This is a genomic window from Algoriella xinjiangensis (assembly GCF_900115015.1).
GTDB lineage: Bacteria > Bacteroidota > Bacteroidia > Flavobacteriales > Weeksellaceae > Empedobacter > Empedobacter xinjiangensis.
This window is the reverse complement of the sequence record NZ_FOUZ01000007.1, coordinates 114018-131467: the sequence shown is the minus strand read 5'-3', so window position 1 is coordinate 131467 and position 17450 is coordinate 114018. Positions and strand designations below refer to the sequence as shown.

19 protein-coding genes are annotated in these 17450 nt (G+C 31.6%); 9 read left to right on the top strand and 10 right to left on the bottom strand.

What is annotated here, in order from left to right:
- Window positions 1-2: 2 nt before the first annotated feature.
- The 5 genes from BM072_RS08200 to BM072_RS08180 all read right to left on the bottom strand — a co-directional run bounded on the left by BM072_RS08200 (window position 3) and on the right by BM072_RS08180 (window position 6752).
- Window positions 3-1739: a TrkH family potassium uptake protein gene (locus tag BM072_RS08200; protein ID WP_177190285.1), complete on the bottom strand. Its 1737-nt coding sequence runs from the start codon at window positions 1737-1739 to the stop codon at window positions 3-5.
- Between the two features lie 172 nt (window positions 1740-1911).
- Entirely contained in the window at window positions 1912-2418 is a 507-nt protein-coding gene (locus BM072_RS08195) for a hypothetical protein (protein WP_092908174.1), read from the bottom strand.
- 12 nt (window positions 2419-2430) lie between these two features.
- Window positions 2431-3807, bottom strand: a complete 1377-nt coding sequence (locus BM072_RS08190) for a hypothetical protein (protein WP_092908173.1) — start codon at window positions 3805-3807, stop codon at window positions 2431-2433.
- 173 nt (window positions 3808-3980) lie between these two features.
- Complete coding sequence (locus BM072_RS08185) at window positions 3981-6068, bottom strand: WG repeat-containing protein (RefSeq protein ID WP_177190284.1); 2088 nt, start codon at window positions 6066-6068, stop codon at window positions 3981-3983.
- Between the two features lie 315 nt (window positions 6069-6383).
- Window positions 6384-6752 carry a hypothetical protein gene (locus tag BM072_RS08180; protein ID WP_092908171.1) on the bottom strand — a complete coding sequence of 123 codons (369 nt, stop codon included), beginning with the start codon at window positions 6750-6752 and terminating at the stop codon, window positions 6384-6386.
- 212 nt (window positions 6753-6964) lie between these two features.
- On the opposite strand from BM072_RS08180, the gene BM072_RS15480 reads away from it, so the two are divergent.
- The 8 genes from BM072_RS15480 (at window position 6965) to BM072_RS08140 (ending at window position 11990) form a co-directional block, all read left to right on the top strand.
- Complete coding sequence (locus BM072_RS15480) at window positions 6965-7135, top strand: hypothetical protein (RefSeq protein WP_177190283.1); 171 nt, start codon at window positions 6965-6967, stop codon at window positions 7133-7135.
- Window positions 7136-7472: 337 nt separating this feature from the next.
- Entirely contained in the window at window positions 7473-7862 is a 390-nt protein-coding gene (locus BM072_RS08170) for a hypothetical protein (RefSeq protein WP_092908169.1), read from the top strand.
- Window positions 7862-8221, top strand: coding sequence for a hypothetical protein (locus BM072_RS08165; RefSeq protein ID WP_092908168.1), 360 nt, complete (start codon window positions 7862-7864; stop codon window positions 8219-8221). The genes BM072_RS08170 and BM072_RS08165 overlap by 1 nt, the downstream gene beginning before the upstream one ends.
- A gap of 1 nt (window position 8222) precedes the next feature.
- Window positions 8223-8738, top strand: coding sequence for a hypothetical protein (locus BM072_RS08160; RefSeq protein WP_092908167.1), 516 nt, complete (start codon window positions 8223-8225; stop codon window positions 8736-8738).
- A gap of 148 nt (window positions 8739-8886) precedes the next feature.
- Complete coding sequence (locus BM072_RS08155) at window positions 8887-9612, top strand: sterol desaturase family protein (RefSeq protein WP_092908166.1); 726 nt, start codon at window positions 8887-8889, stop codon at window positions 9610-9612.
- Between the two features lie 306 nt (window positions 9613-9918).
- Complete coding sequence (locus BM072_RS08150; protein ID WP_092908165.1) at window positions 9919-10941, top strand: pirin family protein; 1023 nt, start codon at window positions 9919-9921, stop codon at window positions 10939-10941.
- Window positions 10942-11105: 164 nt separating this feature from the next.
- On the top strand, window positions 11106-11528 hold the full coding sequence (locus tag BM072_RS08145) for an SRPBCC domain-containing protein (protein ID WP_092908164.1): 423 nt from the start codon (window positions 11106-11108) through the stop codon (window positions 11526-11528).
- A 3-nt stretch (window positions 11529-11531) separates the two neighbouring features.
- Window positions 11532-11990, top strand: coding sequence for a DoxX family protein (locus tag BM072_RS08140; protein WP_092908163.1), 459 nt, complete (start codon window positions 11532-11534; stop codon window positions 11988-11990).
- A gap of 13 nt (window positions 11991-12003) precedes the next feature.
- On the opposite strand, the gene BM072_RS08135 is transcribed toward BM072_RS08140, so the two are convergent.
- From BM072_RS08135 to BM072_RS08115, 5 genes are all read right to left on the bottom strand, one after another.
- Window positions 12004-12513, bottom strand: coding sequence for a GNAT family N-acetyltransferase (locus tag BM072_RS08135; protein WP_092908162.1), 510 nt, complete (start codon window positions 12511-12513; stop codon window positions 12004-12006).
- A 37-nt stretch (window positions 12514-12550) separates the two neighbouring features.
- Window positions 12551-13774, bottom strand: a complete 1224-nt coding sequence (locus BM072_RS08130) for a hypothetical protein (protein ID WP_092908161.1) — start codon at window positions 13772-13774, stop codon at window positions 12551-12553.
- Window positions 13775-13835: 61 nt separating this feature from the next.
- The gene (locus BM072_RS08125) at window positions 13836-14039 is read right to left on the bottom strand and encodes a hypothetical protein (RefSeq protein ID WP_092908160.1); all 204 of its coding nucleotides are present in this window, start codon (window positions 14037-14039) and stop codon (window positions 13836-13838) included.
- Between the two features lie 24 nt (window positions 14040-14063).
- Window positions 14064-14366 (bottom strand): DUF6620 family protein, encoded by a 303-nt coding sequence (locus tag BM072_RS08120; RefSeq protein WP_338061010.1) that lies wholly within the window; start codon window positions 14364-14366, stop codon window positions 14064-14066.
- Window positions 14366-14635 carry a hypothetical protein gene (locus tag BM072_RS08115; protein WP_092908158.1) on the bottom strand — a complete coding sequence of 90 codons (270 nt, stop codon included), beginning with the start codon at window positions 14633-14635 and terminating at the stop codon, window positions 14366-14368. The genes BM072_RS08120 and BM072_RS08115 overlap by 1 nt, the downstream gene beginning before the upstream one ends.
- 481 nt (window positions 14636-15116) lie before the next feature.
- On the opposite strand from BM072_RS08115, the gene katG reads away from it, so the two are divergent.
- Window positions 15117-17330, top strand: coding sequence for a catalase/peroxidase HPI (gene katG, locus BM072_RS08110; protein WP_092908157.1), 2214 nt, complete (start codon window positions 15117-15119; stop codon window positions 17328-17330).
- The last annotated feature ends 120 nt before the right edge of the window (window positions 17331-17450 follow it).

The window sequence follows — 17450 nt, the reverse complement described above, 5'->3', positions numbered from 1 at the left end:
TATTAAATAAGGATGTCATCCGAAGGATAACGATAATTTGATGAGACAGTTTTCTTAAAAAATGACATTAAAATAGTGATCATAGAAACACGTCCGATAAACATCATTGTGATGACAACAATTTTACTTGGATCTGATAAATGTGGTGTTAAATTAAGCGATAAACCAACGGTAGAATAGGCCGAAAACGCTTCGAAAGCAACATCAATCAAATGTAAATTATTATCAAATTTTGTGATTAAAAATATTCCAATTCCGATAACCAAAAACGATAAAGTCATTGTAGCAAAGGCTTTCTGAATATTAATTGGATTAAGTTCTCGTTTATAAATTTCAATTTTTGGTTTACCTCTCGCAATATTTATAAAGTTTAGAATACCAATTGCAAACGTACTCGTTTTTATACCACCTCCGGTAGAAGCTGGCGAAGCACCAATCCACATTAATAAAATAACCAATAAAATTGAGGAGAAATGTAACTGCGCAAAATCTATATTGTTAAAACCTGCTGTACGCGGCGTCATTGCAATAAAAGTAGCGGAAACAAATTTTCCGAAACCATGATGTGGTGCTAAAGTGCGGTAATATTCTTCAAAAAATAAGATAATTGTCGAGATAATTAAGATGGATAAAGACGTAATTAAATTGACTTTAGAACTTAATGTAAATACCCAGTTTTTTTTGTCATTTGTTTTATGAATGATCAATAAAAATACTTTTCGGATTAGATATTCGACATATCTCACTAAATTTATTAAGATTGGAAAACCAATTCCGCCCAGAAAAATTAGAACGATTAATACCGATTGAAAGTTATAATTGTGTATAAAACCTTTGTTCATTAAACCATAAGGTAAAGTAGAAAAACCTGCGTTACAAAATGCCGAAATCGAGTGAAATAAACTAAAGAAAACTTTGTCTAAAAAACCTATTTTATACGATGATAATGAAAAATAGATTAAAATTGCGCCTAACAATTCAATACTAAAAGTGAGGTAAATAATCTTTTTTACAAAGACAAAAACTTCGCTTAACGAATCATTATTGGCAATACTTCCTAATGCAATTTGATTTTCGTACGAACTATTTCCCTTGAAAAAATAGGCGATATAACCCGCAAATGTCAAAATTCCTAATCCACCAGCTTGTATCAAAACGATGATAATAAAATGACCTATTGGCGTGTAAGCTTCGTAGGTATCAACAACGGTTAATCCAGTAACACAAACAGCACTTGTTGCGGTAAATAAGGCATCTAAAAAATTAATGGGATGATTTGTTGCTTTTGGCAACATAAGTAGACAAGCGCCACCAAAAACTAAGATAATAAAACTAAAAATAAAGAGTTGTGGTGGTGTGATAACCGATCTTTTAAAATTTAATTTTGGTGTTGCTAATTCTCTAATTAGCTTTAGTATAATAGCAATTTGCAGGTATTTACTTACAAAATAAAAGCTGTAATGACCTAGTTGTATGGAGATACAATACAAAATAAATAAAATACTGATAATGTCGAAAACAATTACGCGCGGCATAATTTTTTCTTTACGATGAACATATTTTAAAACCGTTCTTAAAACGCCAATACACAAAAGTGTAATGAAAAAAATGTTAACGTATACTTTGTACTCAATTGGAAATCCGAAACCTAACATTGCGATTAAAACCACAATTGCCAGTACGTAGGAAATAGATAAAGCAATATTAAAGTACTTACTATTTACAAGAAATTTAAGCATTCGATTTTCTTATAGTTAAAGTCGCAAAGGTATAATTATGCATATTATTTCCAACTAATTGTACATATTTATATGTAAGTTATTTTAATTGAGGTAGATATTGACTGAAAAAGTGACTTGATTAATAATATTTCACACGATTTTCAGTTAAAATAGCGCTCAAAAAAGTCATTTATTTCCAATAATTCCAATTTTTTCCGTCATAAACGGCCATAGTTTTACTTGCTGTATCATAACAAATCATACCAGGATATGGTGTAGGTACATTTTCTTCGGGTTTGGTAATTTTTGGTAAAATGATTGCTTTATCATCAGCTTCTAAAATCAAAATTCCGCTTGCAGCACTTTGTTGGGCGCCAATAATTACGCCATCTCCATTATCAGAAGAAGTATTTGCAACGATATTATTTTCTGTTCCTTGATCCGATAAATTTACCCATGCACTATTTTCATACATTTTTACTTTATCATCTGTTTTATCAAACAAAAAAGTTCCGTTTGCGGGCGTTGTTGGCAATATATCTACAGTCGACAAAATTAGACCTTGTATGTTGGTGCTATCTTCATAAAAATCTAGAATTGTATTATTACCATTTACAGCATTTTTACCAATAGAAACTTGGGCAGATAATGTAGAAAAGGAAATGAGTAGGGGTAGGATGAGAGTGGTTTTTTTCATTGTTTAAATTAATTATTCGTTACAACTTCGTACTATACAATGCCATGTTGTGCCATTGTATAATTTGGTGCATTTTGCATCAATATCGTAAATAATCATTCCTTCTTTTGGGTCGACTATTTTCGCGCTATTTTGAACCCGAGTAATTACAAGCCCTTTATTTTTTGAAGCTAATGCAATGTATCCGTTCGGAATATTACTTGGAAAATTATTTGAATTGGTTGCATAAGTACTAATACCAACAGTGCTTGGTTTTGCTCCTGTTTTTGTAGATGCAGGTTTTACACAAAATGTAACATCTGGAGGAAAATTACCAAAACTATCAGGACATTTATTGATTTGTACAATCATTGGTGCCGAGCAATTATTAGTTGGCGCACAATCATAAGTTACATTAGCACCAGCTACGGTTGTTGTGTTATTATTTGCATCGATGTATATAGGTGAATTACTGAAAATTTGATTTTCGCCTTGTGATGAAGATTTATCATCAGGATTAAACGAATAAAATTTTATAAAATCTAAGTTCGGACCAACTTTCGCACCATTTGGATTCATTGTTTGTCTGACATAAAAATAACCTTTTTTAGCAGAATTTTTTGGACCTAATAGCGTTAAACCATTCAAGTTTGCGGCACTTAACCTTACTAAACCTTCGTTATAAATACTTGCATTTGTACCACCATTTATAGTACTATAAAAATTGAATACACCAAAATTTATAATATTACTAGCTCCACTAAAGTCATTTGTACCACCTGCTAAAGTAAAAATACCTGTATTGATAATTTTAGAACCACCCATGTTTATACTAGCTTGCGAATCAATTATTCCACAATTTATATATAAAGTACTTGCATTATTATCGATGATATTTGTTAATTTGATTGTTCCAGTATTGTAAACTGTAGTAGCTCCGTTAGTTGAATTGAATCGACTAACATTTATTGTTCCGTTGTTTTCAACATAATTTTTAGAACTAGCTCCAGCAAAATTAATTGTATTCTGAAGGTTAATAGTTCCGTTATTAATGATAGAAGTTTTACTGTTTGTGATAGTAAAACCAGCAGAATTTTCTAGCAGCCCAGTTGAAGCAATATTTAGTTGTATATCGGATTTAAAATTAGGATTATTACTAAATTTTAAAGTTCCGTTTACATCAATTTGATTGTTATAACCCTCTGTTGTAGTTGTATTTGTATTGATGGTAAGTGTAACATTTGGCGCGATACAAATTTTTGCATTATCTTCTAAAATAATATCACCTAAAGTTGTATTTTGAGTAAAACAAACTGTTCTATTTGCAGGAAATGTATAATTGCCAAAAGTAACAGGATTGACGATATCACAGCTTGTACATTGCGCATAAACACTGGATGTAAAGTGCAAGACGAGAAATAATATCAATCGAAAAAATAAAGAACTTTTCATAGGTAAATAGAGTTATTAGCCTATTTAATCAATATTTATTCCTAAAATGTTAAATAGTAGATATTTAACATTGTTTCATGTGATAATATTATTTAAGTGACAATATTTTAGATCAGAAATGATTTAAAAACCTACTTTTTCTCAACTACAATTTTATTGCCATCAAAATCATAAAGATCATCATTGTAAAGTCGCATAATCCAAGTTTTTCGATCTTTGTCAAACCAAGAAGATTGATAACCGTCTGGTAAAGTAATCACTTTTTCGTTTTTCTGATTGATAAATCCATACCAGCTATTTTCGCCATTTTTCTTTTCGGCGTAGGCATAAGTTCCATAAAAATCAGTGCATTTATTGTATTCAAACGGAATAACAACTTTACCTTTTGTATCGATAAACCCAAAATCTCCGTCGTAATCATATTGGTCATTATTGGCTTTTTCTATTCGAGCCAATCCATTGCTAAAAGCGAAAGCTTCGTGATATTTTCCGTGCTCGAAATTCAGTTTTTCGTTGCCCAAATTATCAATGTAATAATAATCGGAGTAGAGAATTGTACCTTTTTTATCCTTATCAAAAGTATGTTTTTTGACCAATTGCAACCCATCCGAAAACGCATCAATAAGTTCATTATATTTATTGTTGGTGATGTTTTTCCCTTGGCTGTTGTAAATATTGACTTGCTCGGTATAATAAAAATCGGTTGGATTATATTTGGTGTAGAAAAATCCCGTTTTATACTTCACATTGTCAAAAGTTAGTGGAATAAGAATAGTTCCATCCGCAGCATAAGCACCTTCTTTGTCACTTTCATCATCTCTCGCTAGCCAAGTTCCATTGTCTTGATAATGAATAAAACCATGCTTCATCGGAATCAAAATTTTGCCCGTATTCGCATCAATTACACCGATTGGACCATTTACATTCGTTTCAATTTTTACATATTTCTTGCCATATATTTCTGTGTCATCAATTTTATACGCAACTTCCTGCAAAATTTTAGTTGTTGGATTGAAATAATACGTTTGATCGTGATCATCAATTTGATCGGTATAAAAATAGTTGTTCAACTGTCTGAAATGAGCATTGTATTTTGGTGCAACAATCCAATTTCCTTTTGTGTCTACCAAACCACGTTTTTCTGTATTGAAATCCGTTGCAATCAAATAATCTTGATTTTCAACCGATTTAAAATTATACGTTACTTGAGTTTTGAATACGTTTGAATTAGCGTCTTCGATTTTCAATTGAACGGTAGAAATTGGTCCCGAAAAACGATATGTTTTTTGCATTTTATCAGGAGTTTCCAACGCATCAACATCTATTTTAGCTTCTTTCGTAATAAAAACTTTTAAAGCTTCTCCATCTTTGATGTTTCCTTTTTCGATTTCTTTCAGCGCTTTGTCGTACGCTGGCAATAGTTTTTGAAACGCATCTATTTTTTCTTTACTAAAAACAGTATTCGAATTTGATGATTTCTCTGCTAATCGGCGACCATCTTGATAAAGCGCCAATACCTGAATGCTTTTCTCTAAATCGTTCGGAATTTCTAAAATCAACACATTATCTTTTAGACCTTTTAATTCGATATTTCCGTGAGCTGTTTGTACGATTTTATGGTCGTTCGAGATATTTTGGACGCTACTTCCTTTTATCGGAAACTCAATATCCATCACAACGGCAGCGATAGGTTTCTTCATTTTTACTTTATATTCTTGGTAAAATGAACTACTTTCTGTTAGCAAATATTTGTCGGCATCATCCAATTTGGTGCTATCTATATCCGAGTAATAACCTTCGGGTTCTTTTTTGCCGTATTTTTCTTTCAATGTTTCCGCAGTTTCAAAAAGACCTTTGCTGTCTTGTTCTGTTTTATCAAGAAATATGAATTTGACAGGCGTCATTTTTGGGTATTTATTGTTGCGATCGTGGAAATAAAAATTGTCAACTCCCAAAATTTTAATCAGTTCATTTTCATCTTTTTTGAGCGAAATAAAATTGTACGGCGGCATTATTGCTCCACCAACATAGAGATTAGAAAAATAACGGTTTAATGTTGAATCAAGACTATTTTTATCTTTTGAGCTCGGTATTTCGCGAAAATTGAAATTATCTTCAGGATCAAAAGCTTTGCTGTTAGATTCTAATCGAATCTCCAAACCAGTCATTTTAATTAGCGTTTCCATACTCTTTTTCGAATCGGCAATGCTTTTTATCATTTCATCTTTTGTCTGTCCAAAACAAACAATATGGAAAGAAAAACTGAAAAGTAGGAGCGTGTAGCGTAGCATGTGTGATTTATTTTTAGGTAATACAATTTACTTTAAAAAATTTATTTCAGTGTAAAAATTACTTGTATATTATTCTTTGATTCAGTATTTTATAATTGTAAACTAAAAACGGAATTGCATCGGTTTTGATTTTAAAAAGATTATTTCTTCATCTGCTTCTTGCCGCAATCTTTTTTCATTCGTTCCGAAAAATAGATTTATTCATGATGATTTTTTATTGTTTCAAAACTAACAGCCATCATTTTAAGATTTAAATAAAGGAAGTGTCAATTTGTATGTTCCATCTTGAAAATCTACTTCACATTGCAGCACAATTTCTGTTTCCTTACCAAAATTCATTGTGTTGCATTCCACAATATATCCGCCATCATTCATACAATCGATATTGAAAATAGGTTTATTGACGATGTTGTGATTTATCGTTTTTTTGTAAGGAAGTGACGATAAATTCAGTTCTCCGATGTAGTCTAAATACTCTAAAATCTCCTCAAACATATCATCAGTGACTTCAAATTTCGCTAATAATTTGACTTTATCTTTTTTATTTACGGTATTTAAAAAATCGGTTACTAAATTGTAAATTTCGTGATGTATTTTTTCTGAAACGTTCATGTTTTTCTTTTTAAATAATTAAATTTTAGATAATATTTGAAACGATACTTTTAATTGACTTAAGAATATTTTACTTCTGCTAAATAACATAAATTTATACAATCTAAAAATAGCTATTTTCGGCGATTTGATGCTTTTAAAACTTTCAGTTAATTTGTATAGTTTCTTGCTAATTTGCTAAGACATTGTACTAATTTTTAAATTAAGTCCCAATGGAAATAATATTTACAAAAAAGAATAAAAATAGAGTTCATGCTGCTTTAGAAGGCACTGGAAAATTTCAAAAATTAACTACGGAAGAATGGCATCAATTTGTTCAAAATTATAATTATGGACTAGCACCCTTGCTATGGTTAGCGGAGCAGCCAACATGCGATCGCTGAACTGCGCTTTGTTTATATTGGTATTTGCAACCTGATTATTATTGTAATCATGTAGTAGCTGATTCCGAAGATTATAAATTGATAAAATTGATTGAACATAATTTTTTATCGGGCTTTTATCAACTAGAGAATTTTTCATTTGATCCTACTGAAGTTTTTTTAAGTCCCACTACCAATACGATTTGTATTCCAATAGAAATGCAAAAAAAAAAATGGAGGGATAACGTTTTCTCGTATTGACTGTGAATTTGCATTTCTTCGTTATCCAAATGATAAAGAAAGTAAAAGCATTGAAAAGAAAATAAAGAATGCTTACACCATTATTGATCAAAGTAAGTTGACTTATGTAGACTCTTCAGTTAAAGAATTACTTCACACGCTTGAACAAGCTGTTAAATACTGGATGGGAAAGGATTCAGGGAAACTTAAATTAGAAAATTTAAGTTTCCTCTGGTTAGAGGCTTTGGTGAAAAATTATGGTTGGGAATGGATGGTTTGGGATTGGGAGACAGGAAGTAAAATTTGTGCAGGTCATCCAAATAAAAAATTAGTCTGTATGAGTGATACGATCATTGCACATACTTTAAGTGGTTTTCAACGAACAGCAGTTATTCAAGAATTGTTTGATGATCTAAAAGGAGTATCGGATGTGGGTGAATTAAGCCAAAAGCCATACAGTGGAAATGGTCTTCTTTTTTCATCAAATCATTTGAGGTTTAATATATAATGGAGGGTAATTATATGCAACAAAATCTTGTTTATGATGCTTTAGAAAATTATGCGCTTCTCTCGTTTAAAGAAATAGATCCTGCTGCTGTGTGGGAGTTTCCATATTTTAAAACTATTTTTTCAAATGGAGATCCAATGCGTGATGCAAATCCTATTTTTTCGGCAAGAAATAAAAAGGATGGGACTGTTTTTAAAATTATCTTAGATGAAGATCAAGGAGAGCTTCATACTTATATTCATCAAGGAGTAGAAGAGAAAGTGACTGTTTACCTGATGGATCAAACAACTTATTTAAATAAATTGAAAGGGCTATTTGCAGAAATTGCAGGTCATTGTGCAGGCTATAAAATAGATTAAAATGAAAACACTTTTATACATGCTTTTTTTACTCTTTTTATGGAGTTGTAATAGCAATAAAATAACGCTAACAGCAACAAAACGGCAGTCAGAAAAGGTTAATATTTTGGATAGTTTAGGAAATGTTAAAGGACAAAAAATAATCTTAGTCAATTCGGATAAAGTTTTCGAGCATCAAATTGAGATGACGAATAAATCGCGTAATCAAATTGATTTTTCAGTTCAAGGTTGGTATAATTCAGGTGGATTAGGTCCTCGAATTTTAGGAAAACGCGTGATAGAAAAGATGATGAAAGATGATGAACTTATTGTAAACTATAATATTTACATAAAAAGCATTGCGGGCAAAGAGTTAGCATTAGTTACGGGTTATAATTATCAAATGAATAATAAGTTGCGTGTTGATAAAAATGTGAAAAAAGTAACTTTTAGATTAATTGAATATAAAAATTCAAGACAAAATCAGTCAAATAATACTGAAAAATTGATGGATGAAAAAACTTATGTTTTGGATTAAATTATCTAAAAACAACTTCAAATCATGTAATCGGTAGTCATCATTAATAAGTTTTTTTGGATCTGCTGCATTCAGTAATTCAATTTCAACTAAGGATATAATTTTGAATTTCATATATTTACATGAATGAGTTGATATACTCAAATTTATGGATAATATTACAGATACTTTGCATCATTATATTCATTTATTGGCACAATTTTCTTGGCTAGAATGGATCATTTTCAGTCTTATAGTCAATATTTTGTTGTTTTTATTTTCTATTTTATTATTTCTGTTTATTGAAAAAACCTGCCACAAAAAGACATTACAGCCAACAAATCATCCTATTTATAAAACCGATTTTTTAATAAGTTTACTAACCATTATTTGCAACGCTTTTGTGATGTTGATTGGCGTTGTTCTATGGAAAAATAATCTTATTGTTTTAAACGAATCAAAGTCACTTTTTAGTGTGGCATTAGAATGTATTGGATTACTAATTTTAATGGATTTGTTTATGTATATATTTCACTATTTGGCTCATATACCTTTTATTTACAAAATATTGCATCGAAAACATCACGAGCATACAAGTACCAATTTTTTAAGCCTATTTGTTTTACATCCTTTTGAAACTTTAGGTTTCGGTTTAATGATGATATCACTATTTAGTTTTTATGATTTCTCTATTTTATCAATTGTATTGTATTTAACGATTAATCTCATTTGGGGTACTATTGGTCATTTGAATCGTGAGTTTTTTCCTTCCTCTTTTGATCTATTCTTTGTTGGAACGACCAAATTTCATAATCAACACCATCTATACGAAAATAAAAATTTTGGGTTTTATACCTCTATTTGGGATCGAATATTTGGAACATATAAAGCTTAGTCATCAGGTAATAAACAAATTTATTCAAGTAAAAATAATTTTATTTATTAATTCGTAATTTCTTTCAACTCAAAAATAGCAATCTTGGCAGAGCTGTAGTATCCCTAAATGTAGGTATATTTATAAATATTGTTTTTCATTAAAATTAAAGTGACATTCTGTCAGATATCTTTTGTAGCTAGCGAGTTCTGTTAAATAATGCCGCTAAGTAACTTGGAGGTAACTATTTAAAACTGTTTGTAAATTGCTTGTGGTCTACAATTTGACTAGTAAATAGTATAAGAAATTAATTTAAAAATAAACAATATGAAAGTTAAAAATATATCAAAAGTTGTAGGTCAAATGCCTGTTCGTGATCCATTTATTTTAAGTGCGTATCATTACGATTTGTATCCAAAAGGCAATGGAAAGATGGGGCCAGATGCTTCTTTATTAAAAGGAAAGAATATTGGACAAGATTTTGATCGAGATGCAGATTGGAGAATGTACCACGGCGAAACGATTCCAGGTTTTCCTCATCATCCGCATCGTGGTTTTGAAATTGTGACAATTGCGGCAGAGGGCTTTGCTGACCATTTTGATTCTAAAGGTTCTAAAGGACGTTATGGAAACGGTGATGTCCAATTGATGAGTGCAGGTTCTGGTGTTTTACATGGTGAAATGTTTCCTTTGCTAAATGATGATAAAGACAATCCATTTCGTTTGTTTCAAATATGGTTAAACATGCCTAGTAAATCGAAATTAACCGAACCCAATTATAAAATGCTTTGGAGTGAAAAAATTCCGGAAGCACATATAACTGATGAAAATGGAGGAAAGGTTGACGTTAAAGTTATTTTAGGGGAATATTATGGTGTTAAATCACAAGATCCTTTAGAAAACTCTTGGGCAAAAGATAAAAATCATCATGTTGGAATCGCTTTGGTAGAAATGGATCCAGGAACTAAATTTGTTTTGCCAGCTGTTGCTGCAAGTATGAACCGTTTTGTGTTTTTCTATGATGGAACTTCAACTATTTCTATTGAGGAAAACAACATGCAGCAAAGACAATTGGCAGATCTTGCTGGTGACGAAGAAATAACAATCACTAATGGTGATCAAAAAGCTAAAATATTGATTTTAGAAGGTGAGCCTATAGGGGAACCTGTTGCTGCATATGGCCCGTTTGTGATGAATACCCAACAAGAGTTACAAGAAGCGTTTGAAGAATATCGTCGTACAGAATTTGGCGGTTGGCCTTGGGGTGATAAAGAGACTGATATCGTAAATCCGAAAGACACAGGGCGTTTTGCGAGTTATAATCATGGTGAAGAAATAGATAAACCGTAGTTAGGAAATCAAAATCTCAACTATCATTTAGTTGAGATTTTTTTATTTAATCAATTCAAAGCTAAAAATATTTTATAAAAATATTGATTGAAGAGCTATTAATAGTTGTATTTTAGTTTATTAAATTATTTTACTGACCAACGAATTTATAAAACGAACTTATCATGAAATTACTAGAATATACTATCCAAATCAATGCAACGCCTGAAAAAGTTTGGGAGGTACTTTTTACGCAAGACAATTATAAAAAATGGGCTTCTGCGATGAACGAGGGAACTTATTTTGAAGGAACTTGGGAAGAGGGAACTATCATGAAATTTTTGGATCCAAAAAATAATGGCATGTACAATCTTGTAGAGAAAAACATTCCTAATAAACAGCTAAGCATGAAACATCTTGGTTGGATTTTAGAAGGCGAATTGAGTCCTCAAGATTGGGAAGATTCAACATTAGATTATATATTAGAACCCAATGAAAACGGGACCTTACTCATTGGAAAGGTAAATTCTTTGGATGAATTTGTTGATTTCTTCAATTCAAAATATCCGAAAAATTTTGAAAATATTAAAAATCTTGCGGAGGAATAGGCTATGAAATTACTCGGCATTATTTTCGTTAGCTTCGTAATTGCTCTAATCGGAACAAAAATAGTAGAAGGAGATTGGAATTTTTTGTTTTCAGGCAATCTTGCCATGTCAATATTCATCATTTTTACAGGTGCGGCTCATTTCCGTTTTGAAAAAGGAATGGCAATGATGATTCCTTCATTTTTTCCTGCAAAAATAGTTTTGGTTTATTTGACTGGTTTCATCGAAATTGCTGCAGGAATATGTTTGATGATTCCGTCGATCCGAGAAATTACAGCAATTTTATTAATTGCATTTTACCTCGTTGTTTTTATAGCAAATATTAATTCGTCTAAGAAAAATATTAATATTTTTAAAGCTGATTTTACCGGACCTGGAATGCGCTACCTATACAGAGAAAGACTTCCGATGCAAATAATTCTAATTGCTTGGACTTGGTTTTTTGGTATTTATTTAAACTAGAATAATTTTTTAGTTATTTACTCAGCTCAAAAATAAAATTATCCTCATTGTCTTCGTCTTTACGATTGCTATTTAGAATGAAATTATTTTGGGTTAATAGTTTTTTAGATGTTTCGTTGTACTTACTTGTAAAAGCTTCGATTTGGTTTAAGTTTAATTGATTAAAACCATAATTAATAGTTGCTTGCATGGCTTCGTTCATAAAACCTTTTCCTTGAAAGTTTGGATGTAAATCATAACCGATTTCAGCAGTTTTGCGATCTTCAGAAAAATTCCAAAGACAAATACTTCCTAGCATTTCGTTGGTCTCAGGATTGCGCAAAGCCCATGTATATGACTGTTTTTCGGTGAATTGTTGTGTAATCATCTCAATAAATGCAATCGCTTGCTCAACTTTTGTGTACGGTTCTCTTCTGATATATTTCGTTACTTCGGGACTCGATCGTTGAAATAAGATGAATTCAGCATCATTCAGTTCAACTTGATTTAGTGTTAAACGTTCTGTTTTTATAATTGGAAACATGGTTTTTCTATGTAATTATTTTGTTGTTTTTAGATGACTACAATTTCGTGATTTGAAATGCAGTACTATATTTTTGTGGAATAGGAAGTACATCAAGATGCGCTCTATCCAAATAAATATATAAACTATTTTCCTTTTCGTCCGTCAATTCGATGATGTTGTTTGAATGAATTTCAGCTTTTCCCTTCGCTTTTAAATACGGAACATATTGCTCATCTTTCAGATAACTTATTTCACTAAAACCATCTTTTTCTTTAACATCCCAAAACGATTTTCTTGTTCCACCAAGTCCGCCCATCGAAACAGATGGAGAAAAATTACCAAAGCTTACGTTGATATCATCATTTGGATAGGCTGCCGTTAAATATGTTTTTACTAAATCTCTTGCATCATTATCTTCTGATTTTGGAACCGTTTTTAACACTTTAAAAGTAGAATCGCAAATGATTAGTTTTTTCCCAACAGTTAAAGTGGCAATATCAAATGGCGATTCGTAAGCAAAATGCCAAGGCATTAAATCAGGATTATAAGTTCTGTCTTGAAGGGTAACGTATGAAACTTCACCTTTTTTATCTGTTTTCGGAGTTTTGCGGACTTCAAAAAAGGTAAAAAGCGAATTTGCCTCACTAGATGAAAATCTATGATCGCTATCTATCTCTATTTTTTTGATAAAAGGCAACGATTTTTGATTTTTGAACAGATAAACGTACGTTTTTTCCTTATAACTTGGCGGAAGCGTTGGAGGAGGAATGGCTCCTTTTTTAACGGGAGTTTTACTTTTTTTGACTGGTTCTTTAACTTCTTCGGTACTAATTGCAAATAAATAGTTTTTATTAATCATACCTATTTGAGAAAAATAGTTGTTGGATAATTCTTTCGGAACAGAAATTATTTTTTCGGTTTCTCTACCGCGATAATAATATTTTCCATTCTTTTCTACAAAAGAAAAATACTCATCTTCAGCATAAAAACTAAAAGGTTTGAAAGTATCAAAAACCTCTTGTTTACCAGTTTTTAGATTAATTAAAACATATTTTTGTGCTTTATTTTCAAAAACCACAAAATTAGAATCTGTAAAATCATCTTCCACATCTGTAAAATCTCCTTCAATCAAATCTGAGCCCGATAAATCGGTCAATCCGTAGGTTTTATTGTATTGATAAACATAATATTTTTGCTGTGCCCATACCGAATTGGATACAAATAAAGCCAAGATTAAACCGAAACCAAGGCTGATATTGAAGTTAAGTAGTTTTCTCATAAGGAAATAAAGATAAAAAAAATGTTATCATTTGATCACACTTTTTGAAATTATTTGAGAATTAAAATTCAATATCATCTGCGATACTTCCGCCCATTTCTTTTTGAAATTTAGCTAAATATTCGTCTTTTTTGAGCATTTGATAATATATCATCGAAGCATAGTTTCCAGAACGCATCCAAATCATTGCTTGGGATTGAAACTCTGTAATATCAATACCATAAGTATCCAACATCCATTGTCCGCCATCCATACCACATTCCATCGCAGCATCTCGTGCTCCAACTAACTAATAAAAGAATTTCTCATCTGTTTTTGCACGTTCCATATTTGCATTGGCAACGCCATTTGATTCTTTTTTCAAGCTTCCTAATTTCGGATGTTGCTCAATTTGCCCAAAATATTGACTAAATAAAGTCATTACAGTCATTTCATTATCCTCTTGTATACGTTGTTGCCAAATAATATCAGCTTCGTCCCATTGTGGTTTTTCTACTCCTAAAGCTTTGAAAATTTCAGTTTCTGGAATTCCCGCACCTCTTTGCGAAGAACCAGCAGCATAATCATATAAACTAATACCGTGAATAGGCACTAACAAAGGATTGTCTTTTGCATTAGCTTGTGTTGCAATATCGTGTTCAATAAAATTAGATCTTCAACTTTACTTTCAAAAATACGTCTAAACTCATCAAAACAATCCTGAAACCAATTGTAATTTATCGTACGAATTTCTTCTATTTTGTCATGTAAACGATCTGCTTCTGGTTTATTTTGCGCTTCTATCACATCCGTATAAATCGGATAATAATTTTGTATCCAAGCTTTTTTATCAGTAAAACTTTTCAAAGAACTTTTTACCATAAAATCATTTCTATAAAATGAACCCAATTGATTGATTTTATAGGAAAGTTGTTATTTTTCATCGATTTAAGGATCACTACTATTAGTTAATTTAAGCGCTCAATTTTTTTCAGATTTTTCTACACAAAAAAATCGCTTTAGGTGGTTATCCTATAAGCGATTTTGAAAAATAAGTTAGGTAATTAGTTAGGTTTGAATGTTGGTTAGTAATTCGGTTATTATTTTTAGGTTGATTTATTGTTTGTTATTGATATGTCAAAATTCAGAAAATTATTCAGTTTAAAAAATCCCTATTTATAGCTAAATTTAAAATAAGGTTGAATAAAGCTTTTTTTTAATCCATCATAAATTTTTTAGATAAAACCTTATAAATAATAGTTTTAAATTATAGATAAATAAAACAATACAATTCAAAAATCTGCAAACGATTTGTTATATTTATAATATTTACAAAAAGTTAGAAAACAATAAAACAATCAATATGGAAAACAATTCAAACGACATTAGCAAATGTCCATTTCATAATGGATCGATGGATAAACCTGTAGCTGGTATGGGAACAACCAACGAGCAATGGTGGCCTGATCAATTAAAAGTAGATATTTTACGTCAGCAAAATAATAAATCAAATCCTATGGATGCTGATTTTGATTATGCTGAGGCCTTTAAAAGTTTAGATTTAGAAGCAGTTAAAAATGACTTAAAAACATTGATGACAGATTCGCAAGATTGGTGGCCGGCAGATTTTGGTCATTATGGTCCATTTTTCATTCGTATGGCTTGGCACAGCGCAGGTACATATCGTGTGCAAGACGGTCGTGGTGGTGCAGGCGAAGGTCAACAACGTTTTGCTCCGTTAAACTCTTGGCCAGATAATGTTTCTTTAGATAAAGCGCGTCGTTTGATTTGGCCAGTAAAACAAAAATATGGAAACAAGATTTCTTGGGCAGATTTAATCATTTTAACAGGAAATGTTGCATTAGAATCAATGGGATTCAAAACACTTGGATTTGCAGGTGGTCGTGCAGATGTTTGGGAGCCAAATATTGATGTATATTGGGGATCAGAAAAAACATGGTTAGAAGAAAGTGGTGGCGAAAATAGCCGTTATTCTGGCGATCGTGAATTAGAAAATCCTTTGGCTGCTGTACAAATGGGATTAATTTATGTAAACCCAGAAGGTCCAGATGGTCATCCAGATCCTTTAGCTTCTGCAAGAGATATTCGTGACACATTTGCGCGTATGGCGATGAATGATGAAGAAACTGTTGCTTTAATTGCAGGTGGACACACATTTGGAAAAACACACGGTGCAGCTTCAGCTGATCATGTTGGTCCAGATCCAGAATCTGCAGGTCTAGAAATGCAAGGTTTAGGTTGGAAAAACTCTTTCGGAACGGGTAAAGGTCCAGATACAATTACATCAGGAATAGAAGTTACATGGACAAGTAAACCAACAGAATGGTCAAATTTATTCTTAACTTATTTATTAGGTTTTGATTGGGAATTGACAAAATCTCCTGCAGGTGCTCATCAATGGCAAGCAAAAGAAACAGGAGCAATTATTCCTGATGCACACGATCCTAGTAAAAAACATAAACCAACAATGTTAACTTCGGATATTGCTTTACGCGAAGATCCAGAATATTATAAAATAAGTAAACGATTTTTAGAGAATCCAGATCAATTTGCAGATGCTTTTGCAAAGGCGTGGTTTAAATTAACACACCGTGATATGGGACCTCGTAGCCGTTATTTAGGTGCAGATGTACCAAAAGAAGAATTTGTTTGGCAAGATCCAATTCCAGCAACTAATTCAGTAGTAATTTCTGAATCTGATATTGCAGATTTAAAAGCAGAATTATTAAATACAGGTTTATCAATTTCAGAATTAGTTTCAACAGCTTGGGCTTCTGCTTCAACTTTCAGAGGTTCTGATAAACGTGGAGGTGCAAATGGTGCGCGTGTTCGTCTAGAGCCACAACGCAGTTGGGAAGTAAATAATCCGGTACAATTAAACAAAGTTTTAACTGTTTTAGAAGATGTTAAAGCTAAATTTGAAGCAACTGGAAAACATGTTTCTTTAGCAGATTTAATTGTTTTAGGAGGATCGGCAGCTGTAGAAAAAGCAGCTAAAGATGCAGGTCAAGCAATTACAGTTCCATTTACACCTGGACGAGAAGATGCATCGCAAGAACAAACAGATGTAGAATCTATTGCTTATTTAGAGCCAGCTGCAGACGGATTTAGAAATTATAGAAAATCGAAGAACAGAGCAGTTTCTACAGAAGAATTATTAATTGATAAAGCACAATTATTAACATTAACTGCACCAGAATTAACAGTTTTAATTGGAGGAATGCGTGTATTAAACACAAATTTTGATGGTTCTAAACATGGTGTTTTTACAGATAAACCAGGTAAATTAACAAATGATTTCTTTGTGAATTTATTGGATATGAATACAAAATGGAAAGCGATGGATGATCGTAGCGAAGTTTATTTAGGAACAGACCGTAAAACGGGAGCACCTAAATGGACAGGTTCTCGTGCTGATTTAGTATTTGGTTCTAATTCTGAGTTAAGAGCAGTTGCAGAAGTTTACGGAAGTGCTGATGGACAACCAAAATTTGTAAAAGATTTTGTTGCAGCTTGGAATAAAATAATGAATGCAGATCGTTTTGATGTAAAATAATCTTGAAATAATATAAATACATAAAAAAGGAGACAAATTTATTTGTCTCCTTTTTTGGTTTAACTAATTGTAATTAATAATAAAAAAGCCTTCAAGTTTTAAAACTTGAAGGCTTGATTT

What these genes read in the sequence shown, in the direction of transcription:
- BM072_RS08200 (WP_177190285.1), bottom strand. Translation starts at nt 1,739, where the DNA reads ATGCTTAAATTTCTTGTAAATAGTAAGTACTTTAATATTGCTTTATCT.
- BM072_RS08195 (WP_092908174.1), bottom strand. Translation starts at nt 2,418, where the DNA reads ATGAAAAAAACCACTCTCATCCTACCCCTACTCATTTCCTTTTCTACA.
- BM072_RS08185 (WP_177190284.1), bottom strand. Translation starts at nt 6,068, where the DNA reads ATGATAAAAAGCATTGCCGATTCGAAAAAGAGTATGGAAACGCTAATT.
- BM072_RS08180 (WP_092908171.1), bottom strand. Translation starts at nt 6,752, where the DNA reads ATGAACGTTTCAGAAAAAATACATCACGAAATTTACAATTTAGTAACC.
- BM072_RS15480 (WP_177190283.1), top strand. Translation starts at nt 6,965, where the DNA reads ATGGAAATAATATTTACAAAAAAGAATAAAAATAGAGTTCATGCTGCT.
- BM072_RS08165 (WP_092908168.1), top strand. Translation starts at nt 7,862, where the DNA reads ATGGAGGGTAATTATATGCAACAAAATCTTGTTTATGATGCTTTAGAA.
- BM072_RS08160 (WP_092908167.1), top strand. Translation starts at nt 8,223, where the DNA reads ATGAAAACACTTTTATACATGCTTTTTTTACTCTTTTTATGGAGTTGT.
- BM072_RS08155 (WP_092908166.1), top strand. Translation starts at nt 8,887, where the DNA reads ATGGATAATATTACAGATACTTTGCATCATTATATTCATTTATTGGCA.
- BM072_RS08150 (WP_092908165.1), top strand. Translation starts at nt 9,919, where the DNA reads ATGAAAGTTAAAAATATATCAAAAGTTGTAGGTCAAATGCCTGTTCGT.
- BM072_RS08145 (WP_092908164.1), top strand. Translation starts at nt 11,106, where the DNA reads ATGAAATTACTAGAATATACTATCCAAATCAATGCAACGCCTGAAAAA.
- BM072_RS08140 (WP_092908163.1), top strand. Translation starts at nt 11,532, where the DNA reads ATGAAATTACTCGGCATTATTTTCGTTAGCTTCGTAATTGCTCTAATC.
- BM072_RS08135 (WP_092908162.1), bottom strand. Translation starts at nt 12,513, where the DNA reads ATGTTTCCAATTATAAAAACAGAACGTTTAACACTAAATCAAGTTGAA.
- BM072_RS08130 (WP_092908161.1), bottom strand. Translation starts at nt 13,774, where the DNA reads ATGAGAAAACTACTTAACTTCAATATCAGCCTTGGTTTCGGTTTAATC.
- BM072_RS08125 (WP_092908160.1), bottom strand. Translation starts at nt 14,039, where the DNA reads ATGGAATGTGGTATGGATGGCGGACAATGGATGTTGGATACTTATGGT.
- BM072_RS08115 (WP_092908158.1), bottom strand. Translation starts at nt 14,635, where the DNA reads ATGGTAAAAAGTTCTTTGAAAAGTTTTACTGATAAAAAAGCTTGGATA.
- katG (WP_092908157.1), top strand. Translation starts at nt 15,117, where the DNA reads ATGGAAAACAATTCAAACGACATTAGCAAATGTCCATTTCATAATGGA.